The following is a 17,813-nucleotide window of genomic DNA, read 5'->3' on the forward strand; positions in this document are numbered from 1 at the left end:
GAGTTGGCTGCATGATTGTCCCGGTTACGGGTACGCCCGACCCGGGGTGATTCGAGTGGCTCCGAACAGGTCCAGGATCGTGCAGTGGATCGTCATCGCGGCGATCGTGATCGGGATCGTGGTCGTCGCCATCGTGTACGGCACGGGCGGCGGTGGTGACGGCGGGGGCGAATACTGACCGGTCAGCACCTGCTCGGCGCTATCCCGCCCCGGACGACTACGGTCTGCACCGTGGCAGGAGTGGTCGAGGCGTATGCGGATCTGGCCCGGCGGATCCTGGACCGGCCAGCCCGGCTGGGGCGTACCCGGTTGGTCGCCATCGACGGGCCCAGCGGCGCGGGCAAGACAGTCTTCGCCGAGCGGCTGGCCGAGGCGTTCACCGCGATCGGGCGGGCCAGGGCATCCAACGCGGCCGGGCGGGCCGAGCCATTCGCGGTGGCTGGGCTGGACCGGCCGCCGATCGTGCACACCGACGACCTGCTCGACGGCTGGGCGGACCAATTCACCTTCTGGCATCGACTGGAGGAGTGGGTCCTCGCCCCGCTGCGGGCGGGCCGGACCGGCCACTACCGCTCGTACGACTGGGACCGGCGGCGTTTCGGCGCGGACTGGACCCCGGTCCCGCCCGCTCCGGTGGTGCTCCTGGAGGGTTTCACGGCCGCCCGGGCCATCATCCGGCCAGAGTTGACCTTCGCTGTCTTCGTGACCGCCCCGGACCGACTGCGACTGGACCGGGCCCTGATCCGGGACGGCGCGGCGATCCGCCCCTGTCTGGACCGGTGGCGGCGTGCGGAACGCGATCATCTGGCCGTGGACGACACCGTCGGAACCGCCGACCTCCTCGTCGACGGCGCAGCCACACCAGCGCCTGAGCCGGCAGCCGAGGCGGCGCCCGAACCGGCAGCCACACCAGCGCCCGAAGCGGTGACCGGATCAGGAACCGATCCGGCTCGGTTCTACGTACGGTTGCCCGGTCCGCCTCGCCGATAGGGCATGGACGTAAGGGTTTCACTGCGGCACGATCTGCGGGAGAGGGCCGAGGCGAGGCGATCGGGGGCACGCACCATGACGACCGGTGACCAGGAAACGACCGCCACCCCGGCCCGGCGACGGGTCGTACTCACCGGGATCAGCTCGCGGGCCTGGGAACATCCGGCGGACCGGGGGGCGCTCACCGCGCTACGCGAACTTCGCGGCTTCGACGACGTACTCAAGACGTTCTTCGGGATGTGGAACGAGCGCGCCTTCCGACTGTCCTATCTGGCGGCCGGTATCCGGGTGGACCACCGGCAGTACCCGCGCGTTTATCACCGGTTCACCGAGGCGGCCAGCACCCTCGACTGGCCCGAGTTGCCCGAACTGTACGTCACCCAGTCGCCCTGGCTCACCGCCGAGGCGATCGGGCTCGATAGACCCTTCATCGTGGTCAGCTCCGCCGCCGTACAACAACTCGACGACGACGAACTGCGCTACCTGCTCGGCCACGAGCTTGGTCATGTGGGCAGCGGCCATGCCGTCTACAAGACGATCCTGATGATCCTCACCCGGTGGGCGGCCAACCTGAGCTGGCTTCCGGTCGGTGCGCTCGCCCTGCGGGCGATCATCGCCGCGATGCTCGAATGGTGGCGCAAGGCCGAACTCTCCGCCGACCGAGCCGGGCTGCTCGCCGGGCAGGATCCGGCCGCCGCGCTGCGGCTGCTGATGAAGCTCGCCGGTGGCGGCGACCTGTCCCAGATCGACACGACCGCCTTTCTCGAACAGGCAGCCGAGTACGACGGTGGCGGCGACCTACGGGACAGCTTCCACAAGATCCGGATGACCGCGTGGAGCACCCATCCGGTGCCGGTGGCGCGCGCGGCACACCTGCGGCAGTGGGTCGACTCGGGTGCCTACGGGCAGGTGCTGGCCGGGGAGTATCCCCGGCGGGCGGACGACGGCGACACCTCGGTGACCGAGGAGATCAAGGCCGCGGCCGAGTCCTACCGGGAGGCGTTCGGGCGTACTCAGGATCCGTTGGTGGGTCTGCTACGCCGACTCGGCGACGGAGCCAGCGACATCGGCGAGTGGGTCGGCAGCGGTGCCGGCCGGGCCCGGTCCTGGATGGGGGCCGCCGGGGAGGCTGCCGCCCGTGCCGCCGGTCGGGCGGGCCGCCGGCCGGGCCGCACGACCACAGCAGATAACGGAAACTAGCGCCGGGCGGGCCCGGAGACGCACGGCATCGAGGGCTCCCGGGGCGGCGGCCGGTAAGGTCGGCCTACCATTTCGGTCATGACCACACCCACCTTCACCGAGGCTGAACTGCGCGCGGCGGTCGAACACGAGCTGCCCGGCGTTCGTGCCGACCTCGAACGACTGGTCCGCATCCCGGGCATCGCGTTCGACGGCTTCGACCACTCCCACGTCGAGCGATCCGCGGAGGCGGTCGCCGAACTGCTGCGGGGCTGCTCGCTCGACGTGCAGATCGTGCGTTCCGGCGGACAGCCGGCGGTGATCGGTCGGCGGCCCGCACCCCCCGGTGCGCCGACCGTGATGCTCTACGCCCACCACGACGTACAGCCGGTCGGCGACCTGTCACTCTGGGAGAGCGACCCGTTCGAGCCGGTCGAGCGGGACGGGCGGCTCTACGGTCGCGGTGCGGCGGACGACAAGGCCGGGATCATGGCGCACATCGCGGCGCTGCGGGCCTTCGGCGACGACCTGCCGGTGGGTGTGGTGCTGTTCATCGAGGGCGAGGAGGAGTACGGCTCCGACTCCCTCGAACAGCTCCTGAAGGAGTACCGGGACGAGATCGCGTCGGACGTGATCGTCATCGCCGACTCCAGCAACTGGGACATCGGGGTGCCAGCGCTGACCACCTCGTTGCGCGGCATCGTCAACTGCTTCGTCGAGGTCCGTACGCTGTCGCACGCCGTACACAGCGGGATGTTCGGCGGCGTGGTGCCGGATTCGCTGACCGCGCTCTCCCGGCTGCTGGCCACCCTGCACGACGACGCCGGGGACGTGGCGGTCGAGGGACTGGTCGGCCGGACCGGGGCCACCGTCGACTACCAGGAGGAGCGACTGCGCACCGAGTCCGGCCTGGTCGACGGGGTCTCCTTCATCGGCACCGGGCGGCTCACCGACCGGATGTGGACCAAGCCGGCGCTCGCGGTACTCGGCATCGACGCCCCGGCCACCGGCGAGGCACCCAACGCCCTCGTGCCGGCGGCGAAGGCCAAGCTGAGCCTCCGGCTCGCTCCGGGCGACGACCCGAAGAAGGCGTACGCCGCGCTGACCGCGCACCTGGAGCGCAACGCCCCCTGGGGTGCGCAGATCACCGTCTCCTTCGAGCACGACGGCGACCCGTGCGTGATCGACGCCTCCGGACCGATGTTCGACGCGGCGCGGTCCGCCTTCCGTACCGCCTGGGACGGGGTCGACCCGGTCGACATGGGGGTCGGTGGCTCCATCCCGTTCATCGCCACCTTCCAGGAGATGTTCCCGGCGGCGGCGATCCTGGTGACCGGTGTGGAGGACCCGCACGCCCAGGCGCACGGCCCGAACGAGAGTCTGCACCTGGGGGAGTTCGCCCGGGTCTGCCTCGCCGAGACGCTGTTGCTGGCGAAGGTTGCCGAGGCGGCCGCCGCCGGCCGCTGACCGTACGCCCGGCGGCTGACCGTACACACGGCTTACCGCTGGCGGCTTGCCGTACGCCCGGCTGCACCGACCCCCGGTCGAGTGCAGTCGGGCTTGTTCTTTCCGGCCGTGCCGAACTGGGAAAACGCCCCGCGAAGTGGACATCTACGATAGGCTTTCGAACATGAGTACGAACGAAGCGATCGCGCGGCTCGACGCCGCTGTCTGTGCTCTGGGGGACGTCGACGTCTCCGCATGGTCCGACGAGTTGCTGACCGACCAACTCGGCGAGCTCTCCGCTGTTCTCTGCGCGCTCGACAGGGTGTTGTCCCAGGTGGCTGACGCGGTACGGGCCCGAGGGCTGCGGATCGAGGAGCCGCTCCCCGCGTAGGTGCTGCTCCCCGCGTAGGTGTCGTTCGCCACGGAGCCGTTCGCCGCATAGGAGCAGCCGACATTCGTCGGAGGTGGCTGCCAGGATGGACGGGTGCAGTTCCTGGATCTGGCGGCCACCTCCGCCGCTGTGACAGTCACCCCCGGTCGCCTGGCCAAGGTCGACCTGTTGGCGGTGGCGCTGCGTCGACTCGACGTCGACGAGATCCCGGCCGGGGCCGGCTATCTCGCCGGTGAACTGCGGCAGCGGCAGACCGGGGTCGGTCCGGCCGGCCTGCGTGACCTGCCCCCACCGGCACCGCAGCCGACCCTGACCGTGGCCGGCGTCGACGCGGCGATCGCCGAGATCGCCGCCGTACATGGTGCCGGCACGCAGGCCCGTCGCCGGGAACTGCTCGGCGCACTCTTCGCCGCCGCCACCGCCGACGAGCAACGGATGCTGGTCGGCCTGTTCAGCGGCGAACTGCGCCAGGGCGCACAGTCCGGACTGCTGGCCGATGCCATCGCCCGCGCCGCCGACGTTCCAGCCACCGCCGTACGCCGGGCGCTGCTGCTCGCCGGCGACCTGAGGGTGGTCGCCGTGGCCGCGCTGACCGGCGGGGCGGCGGCGTTGAGCGAGTTCACCCTCCGGGTCGGCCGACCGCTCGCCCCGATGCTGGCGCAGAGCGCATCGTCGGTCGACGAGGCCCTGACCGCGACCGGCACCCCGACGGTCGTCGACGTCAAACTCGACGGGATCCGCATCCAGGTGCACCGATCCGGCAACGACATCGCCGTTTTCAGCCGCAGCCTCGACGAGATCACCGCCCGGGTGCCGGAGGTGGTCGCGGCGGTCCGCGCGTTGCCGGCCCGGGAGATGGTGCTCGACGGTGAGGCGATCGCCCTCGACGCGACCGGTCGGCCCCGCCCGTTCCAGGAGACCGCCAGCCGCGCCGCCACCCGAGGTGCGCGCCGCCGCCAAGGAAGCCCCGCTGGCCGTACGACCGCTGACATGGCCGGCACGGTCTCCGTCGAAGCCTCCCGGCCGTCGCACCCCGCCCCGGCCGCTCCGGCGGTACGCGCCGCCGCCGGCACCACCGGCGAGACCGTGCTGACACCGTACTTCTTCGATCTGCTGCACCTCGACGGCACGGACCTGCTCGACGCACCCGGCCGGGACCGGTGGGCGGCACTGGCCGGCGCGGTCGGCGTACCGCTGCTCGTCGGACGGACCGAGGTGGCCACGGTCGACGAGGCCTCGGCCGCCTTCGCCACCGCGCTCGACGCCGGCCAGGAGGGGATCGTGGTCAAGGTGCCCGACGCGCCGTACGCCGCCGGTCGTCGCGGTGCCGCCTGGGTGAAGGTGAAGCCCCGGCACACCCTCGACCTGGTCGTGCTCGCGGTCGAGTGGGGCAGCGGGAGGCGTTCCGGCTGGCTGTCCAACCTGCATCTCGGCGCTCGGGACCCGGACACCGGCGGGTTCGTGATGCTCGGCAAGACGTTCAAGGGGCTCACCGACGAGTTGCTGCGCTGGCAGACCGAGCGGTTCCTGGAGTTGGCGGTCGACCGGGGCGAGTGGGTGGTCCGGGTCCGTCCGGAGCAGGTGGTGGAGATCGCCTTCGACGGGGTGCAGACCAGTTCCCGCTATCCGGGTGGGGTGGCCCTGCGCTTCGCCCGGGTGGTGCGTTACCGCGACGACAAGAGCGCGGCCGAGGCGGACACCATCGACGCCGTACGGGCGATTCACGTCGGCCGGCGCAGCAGCTGATCGCCGCCACGCCGGCCCGGGGTCGCTCGGCTCAGTTGGCCGCCGCCAGCGACCGTACGTAGTTGATCTGGTTGTTGAGGTGGTGCACCTGGGTCTGGTCGGTGACCGGGATCCGGGCCACGTACTGCCGCCCGGCGTTGGCGACCGTCACCTGGACGGTGCCCCGGTAGATGGTCTCCTTGGCCAGCAGGAACAGCAGACTGAAGACGGTCAGGATGCAGAAGCCGACGACCGCGCAGACGATCGCCCAGGTCGGGATCTTCTGTTCGGTCTGCCAGTAGTCCTGGATGTGCCACGACGATCCGGCGAGTGGGATGTCTCCGGCCGGGGTACGGACCATCGGCGGTGCCACCATGATCTCGCCGATCTGTGCCACCACCGGTCCCGGGGCTCCGGCTGCGAAGACCGCCGGCGCACCGGGTGGGAACGGTCCGGGCGGGCCACCCGCCGGGTATACGTCCGGTTGCCCACTCACCGGGTACGCACCGGGCCCGCTCACCGGGTACGCGCCGGGCGGCCCACTCACCGAGTACGCGCCGGGCGGCCCACTGACCGGATATCCGCCGGGCTGGCCGGGATAGCCAGCGGGAGAGGGCTGCCCCGGCGGGTACGACTGTGCGGGGATCGCCTGGGTGGGGGGTGCCGACTGGACCGGGATCGCCTGGGTGGGGGGTGCCGACTGGACCGGGATCGGCTGGGTGGGAGGTGCTGGCTGTTCCGGGATCGCCTGGGCGGCCGGGAACGGTTGAGCCGGGGGCACCGAGAACGGAGATGACGCTGGGCTGGGTGGGGGCGCGGGCAACGAAGCTGGTGCTGGCATGGCCGGCGGGTCGACTGGTGACGGAGACTGCTCCGGCATCCCCGGCCCGGGGATGGGAGCCGTCGGATCCACACTCACCGGATTACCTCCCTCTGCTCGATCACGACGGCACCTTACCCCGGCGGGTGATACCTACCGATGTGCAGCGTCACGGGAAGATCGCAGTAGGGGCCGGGCGTACTTCGGCGGATTCTGCGGACGTGGCGACGTAGAGACAGACGCGCTGACGGCGGGGCGGACGCGCGGTGGGCTCAGGCCGGGGACGTCGATGTTGGCTCGCCGAGACGGTCCTCGGGCACCGCGCTTCGGTCCGGGGGGCCATGGGCCTCCCGGCGTGCCAGCCAGCCGAAGCCCACCAGGGTCATCAACGCGAACAGCCACCACTGGATGACGTATCCGGCGTTCTGCCAGTTGTTTTCGTGCTTGATCGGGATGGCCGCGAAGACCGGATCGGCCGGTGGATTTTGCTCGTCGAGCAGCAGGTAGACGCCGTAGGTCGGATAGGGCAGTTCGGCGGCGAGCTGGGGCACCCCGATCCGGCGTGTCTCGATGTAGCCGTTGCGTCGCTGCGGCGTGTCAGGCCGACTCTCCGACATGTGCACCCGCCCGACAACGGTCACCTGACCGGTTGGTGTGGCCGGCACCTCCGGTTGGGCGGTGGCGCCGCCGCTGGCCGGCGGAATCCAACCCCGGTTCACCAACACCGCCGAGCCATCGGCCAGGACCAGGGGGGTCACCACCTCGAAGCCGACCCGGCTGTTCACCGTACGGCCCCGAACCAGGACCGTGTTGTCGCTGTCGTATCGGCCGGTGGTCGTGACCCGGGTCCATTCCGTGGCCTTCGGCGGCACCTGGCCAGCCGTACCAGGGGCACTTCCCGGTCCGGGTAGCGCCTCGGTCAGCGGGTTCGGAGTCTGGTGGGTGGCCGCGTCGATCTGGTCGTTGATCGCCGAGCGTGTCTGGTAACGGCTCAACTGCCAGTTGCCGAGCAGGACCATCACCGTGGCCGCGACCAGAGTCAGGGCGAGGATGCCCAGCCAGCGTGGCGTGAGCAGGAACCGGTACACATGACGAGGTTACCCGGGTGGCCGGAGCCACTACGCTCGGGCCGGATCGGCGATCGACCGGCGGCCGGGTGCACACGGTATCGTCGCGCGTGAACCCGTTGTCCGATCGAGACCGAATCAGCCCGTCCCGGGCCCTGTCCCCAGGAGCCGACCATGACCGCCGTTCCCCGTTTGGCGGTTAGTGCTCCATCCTCCGGACACGGTAAGACCGCTGTCGCCGTCGGGCTGCTCGCGGCGTACGCGGCCCGGGGGATGACCACCGCCGGTTTCAAGGTCGGCCCGGACCAGACCGACGCCGCCTACCTGGGCCTGGCCGCCGGCCGCCCCGGCCGCAATCTCGACCCTCGGCTCGTCGGCGCTCAGCGGATCGCGCCCCTGTTCGTGCACGGCGCCGCGAATGCCGACCTGGCCGTCGTCGAGGGCACCATGGGCCTGTTCGACAGCGTCGTCGAGCAACCGGAGGTCGACTCGACCGCCGCTATCTGCGCCGCGCTGCGGACACCGGTGGTGCTGGTGGTCGACGTCGCGGCGATGGGCCAGTCGGTGGCGGCGTTGGTGCACGGGTTCCGCGCCTACGACGAGTTGGTCTGGCTCGGGGGAGTCATCCTCAACCGGGTCGCCTCCGACCGGCATGAGCAGTTGCTCCGGGAGGCGCTCGACGACATCGGCGTACCCGTCTTCGGGGTACTGCGCCGGCCCGACCTGTCCCGCGCGTTGCCCGCCCGGGAACACGGGATCGTACCGGTGGCCCACGGCAGCGTCGAGGCGTACCGGGGGGTTCGTCGGCTGGGCGAGGCGATCGCCGAGGCGGTGGATCTCGACCGGCTGCTCAGCCTGGCCCGTTCCGCGCCGCGCCTGCCGGGCGAGGCATGGGCCCCCGACCCGCCCTGGGCTTCCGAGCAACCGCCCTGGGCTTCCGAGCAACCGCCCTGGGCTTCCGAGCAACCGCCCTGGGCTTCCGAGCAACCGCCCTGGGCCCCCGACCCGAACGTGCGGGTCGCTCCGGTGGTGCCGGGCGGTGGCCCGGTTACTCCGGTCGCGTTGCCCGGCGTGGGGGTGCCTCGGCCGGTGGTGGCGGTTGCCGGCAGCCCCACGGTGACCTACTCCTACCCGGAGACCGTCGAGCTGCTCGTCGCCGCCGGGGCGGAGGTGCGTGTCGTCGATCCGTTGCGCGACGAGACGCTGCCGGCGGGGGTGGCCGCTCTGGTCGTCGGCGGCGGCCTGCCCGAGTCGTACGCTGAGGAACTGGCGGCGAACCGGCGACTGTGCGGCGCGGTCAGCGATTTTGCTCGCTCCGGGCGGCCGGTACTCGCCGAGGGTGCGGGCGCGCTGTGGCTGGCCCGGGAGTTCGACGGGCGGCCGATGTGCGGGGTGCTCGACGCCAGCGGGACGAGTACCGCTCATCTGGTGGCCGGCTATCGCGAGGCGACGGCCCGGGCGAACACACCGGTGGCGAGACTCGGTACCCGGGTGGTCGGCTACAAGCATCATTCCGCGGTGCTTCAGCCCCGCGCAGGGCACACCCCCGCCTGGACGTGGAGTGGTGGTGCCCCGGAGGGATTCGTGTGGCGTGGGGTGCACGCGTCCCAACTGATCCTGCACTGGGTGGGCGTACCCGGGATCGCCCACCGGCTCGTCACCAGCGCGGCGCGGATACCCGACGCGCGACCATTCCGGCCCGGGGCGGACCCGGGGACGGTCGTTCCGCTGTCGCCGGCCGTACCGGCCTTTTCGGTTGTCCCGGCGGATCCAGCGGCCGTGCCGGTGGTCGTGGTCGACCCGGTTGGTCAGGTAAGGGCGTGAACAGGTACGGCACGGCGATGGCAATCGACGAGCGTGGTGCGGTGATGATGTGAGCGGACACGTGGCGGTACGACGTTTTCCCACCCTGACCGTGTCGACGCCCCGGGCACATGTACGCCCGCTCGGGGCGGCTGACGCGGCCACGGTAGCCGAGATCTTCGCCGACAAGCAGACCCAGCGATGGCTGCCGCTGCCCGAGGAGTCCGGCCAGATCGATGGACTCTCCTGGTGCACCGAGATGGCCCAGGAACGCCGGGACAGTGGTAGCGGCGACCACTACGGCGTGGTCCGGCGCGAGGACGAGCAGCTCGTTGGCTGTCTCTGGACCAAACGCACCGACTGGGCCGGTCGGGTCACCGAGGTGTCGTACGCCATCGCCCCGGAGGCGCGTGGCTTCGGGATCGCGGCCGAGGCGGTTGATGCCCTGGCCATCGCGTTGATCCTGGAGCACGGGTTCCAGCGGGTGGAGTTGCGGGTGGCGCCAGGTAACACCGCGTCCCGGCGGGTGGCGGAGAAGGCCGGCTTCACGTACGAGGGGCTGCTGCGCAACGCGGGCTATGCCCAGGGCGGCCGGGTCGACCTGGAGGTCTGGTCCTTCGTGGCGGCCGACCTGCGCTGAGACGTCTTGCTGGTCAGAGCGATGGGGGAGGGCCCCTTCCTAGCGCTTTCGTATGGGAGGGGACCTTCCCCACACCCGTCAGCGAACGATGGCGTCGGAGGGTGGGGTGAACTGACGGACTGGTTTGTCCTTCAGCGCGTCTTTCAAGGTGAATGCGACGCTGTCGACAGGTTTGTTGGACTGCCCGTCACCCACGGCGTTGAACGGGTTGTCCGGGTCGGCGATGAAGCTGGCCGCCGCCAACTCCGGGGTGTAGCCCACGAACCAGGCCGACCGGGTGCTGTCGGTGGTACCGGTCTTGCCGGCCACCGGACGACCCACCGTGCCCCGTACGCTGTCGGCGGTCGACCAGCCGCCGCAGGAGCCCCGGGCCGGGGTGTCGCCGGTCGGGCAGCGGGCCGCGTCGGTGGCGGCACGGGCGGCGTCGGCACTCACCTCCTGGCGGCAACGCGGTTTCGCCGCTTCCCGTTCCAGGCCCGAGGCCGTCTTGTACATCGCGGGTGAACCGTTCGGATTGGTGATCGACAGCACCGGCAGCGCGTCGCAGTACTGCCCGTCGGCGGCGATCGCCGCGTAGGCGTTGGCCATCTCCAACGGGGTGGCATCGGAGACGCCGAGGGTGAACGCGCCCCACATCTTGGCGCGGTCGATCGAGGCCTGCCGCCGGTCCACCTCGGTACGCCAACGCAGGCCGAGCCGCTCGGCCAGCCGGACCGCCTGGTCCGCCCCCACCTTCTGTTCGAGCTGCACGAAGTAGGTGTTGACCGACTTGCCGAACCCGGACCACATGGCGTGGGTACCGGTCATCGCGCCGCTGGCGTTGGAGGGGCACCAGAATCCGCCGCAGTCGGTGGGGCCACCGCTGCCATCGGGATAGATGGTGGTGAACCGGTGTGGGGAGTTGAACGAGGTCGACAGGGGCATCCCGGCGTCGAGCGCGGCCAACATGGTGAACATCTTGAATGTCGAGCCCGCCTGGTAACCGGGTACGGTGCCACCACCGAGTAGCGGGGCCACGGTGTTGGGATAGTTGCCCTTCATCCGCTCCCGCAGCGCCGGGTTGGAGTGGGGCGCGTTCTCGCTCAGGTCCAGCGAGTAGTTCCGGTTCACCGACATCGCCTTGACCCGGCCGCTGCCGGGTTCGATGACGACCAGGCCGTGGGCGAACGGGCTGCCGATGGCCTCCCGGGACTGTATCTGCTGGTCGGCGATTTCCTGGATCTTCGGGTCGATGCTGGTGACGATCCGGTAGCCGCCTCGGCGGAGCTTGTCGATCCGTTCCAGCGGGTTGTCGCCGAACGCCGGTTGGGCGCTCCACCAGTTCTTCAGGTAGTCGCAGAAGAAGCCCCAGCTGTTGTACTTCTTCGGCAGCGCGGTGCAGTCGTTGGGCGGGTCGGTCAACTTGAGCCGGATGGGTTCGGCCTGTGCTGTCGCGGCGGCGTCCGGCGAGAGGTAGCCCATGTCCCGCATCCGGGAGATGACGTAGTTGCGGCGGTCGGTCGCGGCCTTCTGGTCGGAGCTGGCCGGGTCGTACTCGGAGGGGGACTTGACCAGCCCGGCGAGGGTGGCCGCCTCGACCGGGGTCAGTTCCTTGGGCGTCTTCGAGAAGAAGATCTCGGAGGCGGCGTAGATGCCGTACGCCCGGTGCCCGAAGTACGCGGAGTTGAGATAGCGCTCCAGGATCTCCTGCTTGGTCAGCTGCTTCTCCAGGTCGAGTGCCAACCGCATTTCACGGATCTTGCGGACCGCGGTCTGCTCGGTGGCCTGCTGCACCTCGATCGGGGACTTGGCGTTGTCCCGGGAGGCCATCCGGACGTACTGCATGGTCAGCGTCGACGCGCCCTGGGACACCCCGCCGGCCTGCTGGTTGGCGACGAAGGCCCGCAGCGCACCCTTCGGGTCGACCCCGTTGTGCTTGTAGAAGCGGGAGTCCTCGGATGCCACGATCGCCTGCTGGATGTTCGGTGACATGTCCTCAAGTCGGGTGTACTTCCGATGCTCCTCATAGAAGGCCGTGAGTAGGGTTTTGTTGTCCGACGCGTAGACGTACGTGGTCTGTGCCGGTGCCGAGTCCTGTAACGCGCTGGTCTTGACCCCAATGGCGTCGGCACCGGCCTTGGTGGTGAGGCCGACGATGGCTACCAGCGGGTAAGCCGCGACGGCGACGACGACGCCGGCGATGAGCCCGGCGCGGAGTAGCGGAGTGAGCCGCCCCATGGCGGAAAACGGAGACTTTTTCACTCCATCAAGCTATGACATACACCCATTTGGGTTGACAAAGATTCACGAAACTTTCTCGCGAAATCTGGGTGTCCGGGACCCGGACGTCTGGGCCGGCCGGCGTACCGAGCAGGATCGCCAGCATGTACGCGCAGCCATACCCGCCCCCGACGGCGGCAACCATCGACGAGGACCCGGATCAGCGCGAGGACCGTGGCCAGGGTGAGGACCCCGGCCAGCGCGAGGACCCCGGCCAGCGCGAGGACCCCGGCCAGCGCGAGGACCCCGGCCAGCGCGAGGACCCCGGTCGACATGAGGACCTCGGCCACCACGGGGACGTCGAGGTTGTGCCGGGCCTGGTCGACCTGGCGGTGAACGTACGTCGGGGTCCGATGCCGGAGTGGCTCCGCGAGCCGATCACCGCCGCCCTGGACGAGCTGGCGGCCTACCCCGACCCGGCCCCGACCCGGGCCGCGGTCGCCGCCCGGCATCGGCGACCCGCCGACGAGGTGTTGCTCACCTCGGGGGCCGCCGAGGGGTTCGTCCTGCTGGCTCAGGCGCTGCGCGGGGCCCGGCGGCCGGTGGTGGTGCACCCCCAGTTCACCGAACCGGAGGCCGCACTGCGCGCGGCCGGCCATCGGGTCGAGCGGGTCCTGCTGCCGGCGGAGACCGGCTTCCGGCTGGACCCCACCCTGGTACCGGCCGACGCCGATCTCGTCTTCGTGGGCAACCCCACCAACCCGACCTCGGTACTGCACCCGGCCGAGGTGCTCACCGCCCTTGCCCGACCGGGTCGGGTCCTCGTCGTCGACGAGGCGTTCGCCGACACCACCATCGCACCGGGCGTACCGGGTGAGCCCGAGTCACTGGCCACCCGACGGGACGTACCGGGCCTGGTGGTGGTGCGCAGCCTCACCAAGACCTGGGGGTTGGCCGGACTGCGGATCGGCTACCTGCTTGGCCCAGCCCAACTGCTCGCGCGGCTGGCCGCCGTACAGCCGTTGTGGGCGGTCTCCACCCCGGCGCTGGCCGCCGCCACCGCCTGCGCGACCCCGCATGCGGTCGCCGCCGAACGCGAGATCGCCACCCGGCTCGCCGAGGACCGCGCCCACCTGGTCGCCCGGCTGACCGCGCTTTCCGGCGTCCAGGTCGCGGGCACGCCGGCCAGCGCCTTCGTCCTGGTACGCCTCGCTGGTGCCACCGCCGTCCGGCTGGCGCTACGGGAGCACGGCTACGCGGTACGACGGGGCGACACCTTCCCTGGCCTGGGCCCGGACTGGCTCCGGGTGGCGGTACGGGACACTGCCACCACTGACGCGTTCGTCGACGCGTTGGCGAACATCCTGGAGGTCTGATGCTGACAACCACCCTGGCGGCGATCCGGCCGCTCGACGAGGAGGCGATGGCGAGCGCCCGCGCGCTGCACGGCCGGTTGACCAAACCGGCCGGCTCGCTGGGTGCCCTGGAGGAGCTGTCCGTACGGCTCGCCGGGCTGGCCGGGAGCTGCCCACCGCCGCTGCCGGAATCCGCCGCAGTGGCGGTCTTCGCCGGTGACCACGGGGTACACGCCCAGGGAGTGACCCCCTGGCCGCAGGAGGTCACCGCACAGATGGTCGGCAACTTCCTGGCCGGCGGGGCGGTGGTCAACGCGTTCGCCCGACAGATGGGCGCGTCGGTCACCGTGGTCGACGTGGGCGTGGCGGGCGTCCTGCCGGAGCTGGACCATCGGGATCTGGTGGCCGCGAAAGTGCGTCCCGGCACCCGTGACCTGAGCCAGCAGCCGGCGCTGACCCGGGACGAGGCCCGGACCGCCGTCGAGGTGGGTATCCAGGTGGCCCGGGACCTGGTCGACGCTGGAGCGGACCTCCTGCTCACCGGGGACATGGGCATCGCGAACACCACCCCGGCCGCCGCGCTGATCGCCGCCTTCACGGGGGCCGCCCCGGCGGCGGTGACCGGCCGGGGCACCGGAGTGGACGACCCGACGTACACCAGGAAGGTCGCGGTGGTGCGGGCCGCGCTGGACCGGCACACCCCGGACCCGACGGACCCGCTCGGCGTACTCGCGGCGGTCGGCGGGCTGGAACACGCGGCGCTGACCGGATTCATCCTCGGCGCGGCGGCCCGACAGCGACCGGTGCTGTTGGACGGCGTCATCGGGGTCTCGGCGGCGCTGGCGGCGGCGGCGTTCGCCCCCGACGCGGTCGGCGCGATGGTCGCCGGACACCGCTCGGTCGAGCCGGGGGCGAGCCTGGGCCTGGCCCGGCTGGGCCTGGAACCGCTGATCGACCTGGGCCTGCGGCTGGGCGAGGGGACCGGGGCGCTGCTCGCCTATCCGGTCGTCGCCTCGGCGGTACGAGTGCTGCACGAGGTGGCCACCTTCGATTCGGCGGGAGTGTCCGAGAAGTGAGCGACGAGGGCCGCCGGTTGCCGAGCGACGAGGGCCGCCGGTTGCCGAGCGACGAGGGCCGCCGGTTGCCGAGCGGCAACCCCTATCCGTTGGGGCTGCGCCTAGCCGGTCGGTGGGTGCTGGTGGTGGGCGGGGGAGCGGTGGCGACCCGCCGGGTGCCCGCCCTGCTGGACGCCGGGGCGCGGGTGCTCCTGGTCGCCCCGGAGTTGACCCCGGCGCTGCGGGCCCACGTCGACGCCGGTCGACTGGACTGGGCGCAGCGCCGGTTCGAGGACACCGACCTGGACGGGGTCTGGTTGGTGCAGGTGGCGATCGACGACCCGGTCGCCGCCGAGGCGGTCAGTGCGGCGGCGGCCCGGCGACGGGTGTTCTGCGTACGCGCCGACGACCGGGACGCGGCGACCGCGTGGACTCCGGCGGTGACCCGGCACGGGCCGGTGACCGTGGCGGTGCTCGGCGGCGGCGACCCGCGCCGGTCGATGGCGGTACGCGACGCGATCCGTGGGTTCCTTGAGGAGGTGGGGAAGGCTCCCCTGTTGTCGGATCCTGCCTTGGCCGAGGCCCTGCCCAGTACCAGATCGGGGCGGGTCGCCCTCGTCGGTGCCGGTCCGGGCGACCCTGAGTTGATCACGGTCAAGGGTTGGCGGTTGCTTACCGAGGCGGACGTCGTGGTCGCCGACCGGCTGGTGCCGGGACTGCTCCTCGACGAGTTGCGATCCGATGTGGAGTTGGTCGACGCGTCGAAGATTCCGTACGGCCCGGCCCGTGCGCAGGAGGAGATCAACCGGATCCTGGTGGATCGGGCCCGGGCCGGTTCGTTCGTGGTCCGGCTCAAGGGCGGTGACCCGTACGTCTTCGGACGGGGCGGCGAGGAACTGCTCGCCTGCGCGGCGGCCGGGGTGCCGGTGACCGTGGTACCCGGGGTGACCAGTTCGATCGCCGTCCCGGCGGTCGCCGGGATCCCGGTGACCCACCGGGGCGTGGCACACGAGTTCACCGTGGTTTCCGGGCACCTTGCGCCCGATGATCCGGCCTCGCTGGTCGACTGGGCGGCGCTGGCCCGGCTGCGGGGCACGCTGGTCGTACTGATGGGGCTGAAGAATCTGGCCGCGATCACCGCGACGCTGCGGGCACACGGGCGAGCGCCGGGCACGCCGGCGGCGGTGGTGCAGGAGGGTACGACCGGCGCGCAGCGGCTGCTGCGCTCCACGCTCGGCGAGGTGGCCGATGCGGTACGCGACGCCGGCCTTCGTCCGCCGGCCGTGGTGGTGCTCGGCGAGGTGGTGACGGTGCTCGGAGCCGACTCGATCACCTGAAGCATCTTTACATTTAAATTTGCTTGCGCGAAACTTGTCGCCAATCTGGGGGCGGCTCCGGCCGGCCTGTCCATGCCTTGCCGGACCGGAGGTGTCCTGATGGCGAGAAGCTTCCTACGTGAGCGACGACTGGTTGTCACGGCGGTGATGGCGGCCCTCGCCGCCGTGGCGACGGTCGGTGGGGCGGTATCCCACTCCGCCGGGGCTACCACCCGATCGGACGCGGGGGCGGGGGCGGTTGCCCCGATGTCCGGGACGCCGGAGGGCACCCCGCTGTCGGCGGCACAGTCCACCGCCGAGGACGGCTGTCCAGTGGGTGACCTCCCCAAGCGGCAACTGCGGGCTGCCTGGATCGCCTCGGTGGCCAACATCAACTGGCCGTCCCGGACCGGGCTGTCCGTAGCCGCGCAGCAGGCCGAGCTGCGTACCCTGCTCGACCGGGCGCAGGGGCTGCGGCTCAATGCGGTGTTTCTCCAGATCCGACCGGCTGCCGACGCGTTCTGGCCGTCCACCCTGGAACCCTGGTCGCAGTACCTGACCGGAACGCAGGGCGACAACCCCGGCTACGACCCGCTCGCCTACGCCGTGACCCAGGCGCACGCCCGCAACCTGGAACTGCACGGCTGGTTCAACCCCTACCGGGTGAGCACCCAGCCGGACGTGACGAAACTGGTCACCTCGCACCCGGCCCGGCGTAATCCGAGCTGGGTGGAGCGCTACGACGGGAAGCTCTTCTACAACCCCGGGGTGCCGGCCGCCCGGCAGCACACGGTCAACGCGATCATGGACGCGGTCACCCGGTACGACCTCGACGGTGTGCACTTCGACGACTACTTCTACCCGTACCCGGTCAGCGGGCAGATCTTCGACGACGCCGCCGAGTACGCCGCATACGGTGCCGGCCGATCGCTCGCCGACTGGCGGCGGTCCAACGTCGACACGCTGGTGCAGGAGGTCGGCACCCGGATCCGGCAGGCCAAGCCGCACGTACGGTTCGGCATCTCGCCGTTCGGGATCTGGCGCAACCAGTCCACCGACCCGCTCGGCTCGGCCACCTCGGGACTCCAGTCCTACGACGCGATCTACGCGGACAGCCGCAAGTGGGTCAAGCAGGGGTGGGTGGACTACATCGCCCCGCAGCTCTACTGGACCACCGGCTTCGCCGCAGCGGCGTACGAGGTGCTGATGCCCTGGTGGTCCAGTGTGGTGTCCGGCACGAACGTGCAGCTCTACATCGGTCAGGCGGCGTACCGGATCACCTCCTGGGGCGACCCGGAGGAGATGCCGCAGCACCTGGTGCTCAACCGGAGCCACCGGGTGTCCGGTGACATCTACTACTCGATCGAGGAGTTGCTGGCCAACCCGCTCGGGTTCGCCGATCGGCTGCGCACCGACTTCTACCGGTACCCGGCGTTGGTGCCGGTGAACACCCGGCTCGGCGGTTCGGCTCCCGGCGTACCGGTGCGGTTGACCGCCACCCGGACCAGCGGCGGGGTCGAGCTGACCTGGACCGCTCCCAGCGGTGGTACGACCCCGACGTACTACGCGGTCTACCGGGCGGACGGGGCCGGCTGCGGTATCGAGGCCGCCCGGAACCTGATCGCCCTGCCTCGGGCGGGCAGCGGCACCCAGCGCTTCGTGGACACCACGCCGCCACCGGTCGGTACGGTGACCTACCTGGTGACCGCCGTGTCCCGGCTGCACCACGAAAGCACCCCGGCCACCGTCTCGACCGCCAACTGATCCAGGTTTCGAGCTAGCTGGTCATGAAGTTATCGCCTGCGACACGCCGGTACGCGTGGCGAT

The 17,813-nt window shown here is 71.0% G+C and carries 15 protein-coding genes; 12 read left to right on the forward strand and 3 right to left on the reverse strand.

Annotated features, from left to right (window positions below; all coding sequences use genetic code 11):
• Window positions 1-55 precede the first annotated feature (55 nt).
• The 6 genes from FHR38_RS32900 (at window position 56) to FHR38_RS20945 (ending at window position 5,752) form a co-directional block, all read left to right on the forward strand.
• A complete protein-coding gene (locus FHR38_RS32900) occupies window positions 56-178 on the forward strand; it encodes a hypothetical protein (protein ID WP_281384893.1) in 123 nt (40 codons plus the stop codon).
• Window positions 179-231: 53 nt separating this feature from the next.
• Window positions 232-990 carry a uridine kinase family protein gene (locus FHR38_RS20925; RefSeq protein ID WP_312882311.1) on the forward strand — a complete coding sequence of 253 codons (759 nt, stop codon included), beginning with the start codon at window positions 232-234 and terminating at the stop codon, window positions 988-990.
• A gap of 75 nt (window positions 991-1,065) precedes the next feature.
• Complete coding sequence (locus tag FHR38_RS20930) at window positions 1,066-2,190, forward strand: M48 family metallopeptidase (protein WP_184536269.1); 1,125 nt, start codon at window positions 1,066-1,068, stop codon at window positions 2,188-2,190.
• Between the two features lie 78 nt (window positions 2,191-2,268).
• Complete coding sequence (locus FHR38_RS20935; RefSeq protein ID WP_184536270.1) at window positions 2,269-3,636, forward strand: dipeptidase; 1,368 nt, start codon at window positions 2,269-2,271, stop codon at window positions 3,634-3,636.
• Window positions 3,637-3,799: 163 nt separating this feature from the next.
• Complete coding sequence (locus tag FHR38_RS20940; protein WP_184536271.1) at window positions 3,800-4,006, forward strand: hypothetical protein; 207 nt, start codon at window positions 3,800-3,802, stop codon at window positions 4,004-4,006.
• A gap of 93 nt (window positions 4,007-4,099) precedes the next feature.
• Entirely contained in the window at window positions 4,100-5,752 is a 1,653-nt protein-coding gene (locus FHR38_RS20945) for an ATP-dependent DNA ligase (RefSeq protein ID WP_184536272.1), read from the forward strand.
• A 31-nt stretch (window positions 5,753-5,783) separates the two neighbouring features.
• Here FHR38_RS20945 and FHR38_RS32385 read toward each other — a convergent pair whose 3' ends face one another.
• Both FHR38_RS32385 and FHR38_RS20955 read right to left on the reverse strand, forming a co-directional pair.
• Entirely contained in the window at window positions 5,784-6,512 is a 729-nt protein-coding gene (locus FHR38_RS32385; RefSeq protein ID WP_246446670.1) for a hypothetical protein, read from the reverse strand.
• Between the two features lie 311 nt (window positions 6,513-6,823).
• On the reverse strand, window positions 6,824-7,639 hold the full coding sequence (locus FHR38_RS20955; protein ID WP_312882312.1) for an SURF1 family cytochrome oxidase biogenesis protein: 816 nt from the start codon (window positions 7,637-7,639) through the stop codon (window positions 6,824-6,826).
• A gap of 153 nt (window positions 7,640-7,792) precedes the next feature.
• Between FHR38_RS20955 and FHR38_RS20960 the strand changes: the two genes are divergently transcribed.
• Together FHR38_RS20960 and FHR38_RS20965 are read left to right on the forward strand one after the other, a co-directional pair.
• Window positions 7,793-9,442 carry a cobyrinic acid a,c-diamide synthase CobB gene (locus tag FHR38_RS20960; protein WP_184536273.1) on the forward strand — a complete coding sequence of 550 codons (1,650 nt, stop codon included), beginning with the start codon at window positions 7,793-7,795 and terminating at the stop codon, window positions 9,440-9,442.
• Window positions 9,443-9,491: 49 nt separating this feature from the next.
• Entirely contained in the window at window positions 9,492-10,061 is a 570-nt protein-coding gene (locus FHR38_RS20965; protein WP_184536274.1) for a GNAT family N-acetyltransferase, read from the forward strand.
• 78 nt (window positions 10,062-10,139) lie between these two features.
• On the opposite strand, the gene FHR38_RS20970 is transcribed toward FHR38_RS20965, so the two are convergent.
• The gene (locus FHR38_RS20970; RefSeq protein WP_184536275.1) at window positions 10,140-12,302 is read right to left on the reverse strand and encodes a transglycosylase domain-containing protein; all 2,163 of its coding nucleotides are present in this window, start codon (window positions 12,300-12,302) and stop codon (window positions 10,140-10,142) included.
• 122 nt (window positions 12,303-12,424) lie between these two features.
• Here FHR38_RS20970 and cobC point away from each other — a divergent pair, with 122 nt between their 5' ends.
• The 4 genes from cobC to FHR38_RS20990 all read left to right on the forward strand — a co-directional run bounded on the left by cobC (window position 12,425) and on the right by FHR38_RS20990 (window position 17,750).
• Window positions 12,425-13,636 carry an Rv2231c family histidinol phosphate aminotransferase CobC gene (cobC, locus tag FHR38_RS20975; protein ID WP_184536276.1) on the forward strand — a complete coding sequence of 404 codons (1,212 nt, stop codon included), beginning with the start codon at window positions 12,425-12,427 and terminating at the stop codon, window positions 13,634-13,636.
• Window positions 13,636-14,691, forward strand: a complete 1,056-nt coding sequence (gene cobT, locus FHR38_RS20980; RefSeq protein ID WP_184536277.1) for a nicotinate-nucleotide--dimethylbenzimidazole phosphoribosyltransferase — start codon at window positions 13,636-13,638, stop codon at window positions 14,689-14,691. Before cobC ends, cobT begins: the two co-directional genes overlap by 1 nt.
• 65 nt (window positions 14,692-14,756) lie before the next feature.
• Entirely contained in the window at window positions 14,757-16,007 is a 1,251-nt protein-coding gene (cobA, locus tag FHR38_RS20985) for a uroporphyrinogen-III C-methyltransferase (RefSeq protein ID WP_184539997.1), read from the forward strand.
• Between the two features lie 99 nt (window positions 16,008-16,106).
• Window positions 16,107-17,750: a glycoside hydrolase family 10-like protein gene (locus FHR38_RS20990; protein ID WP_246446672.1), complete on the forward strand. Its 1,644-nt coding sequence runs from the start codon at window positions 16,107-16,109 to the stop codon at window positions 17,748-17,750.
• The last annotated feature ends 63 nt before the right edge of the window (window positions 17,751-17,813 follow it).

Origin of the sequence: Micromonospora polyrhachis (genome assembly GCF_014203835.1) — a bacterium.
Taxonomy (GTDB): Bacteria; Actinomycetota; Actinomycetes; order Mycobacteriales; family Micromonosporaceae; genus Micromonospora_H; species Micromonospora_H polyrhachis.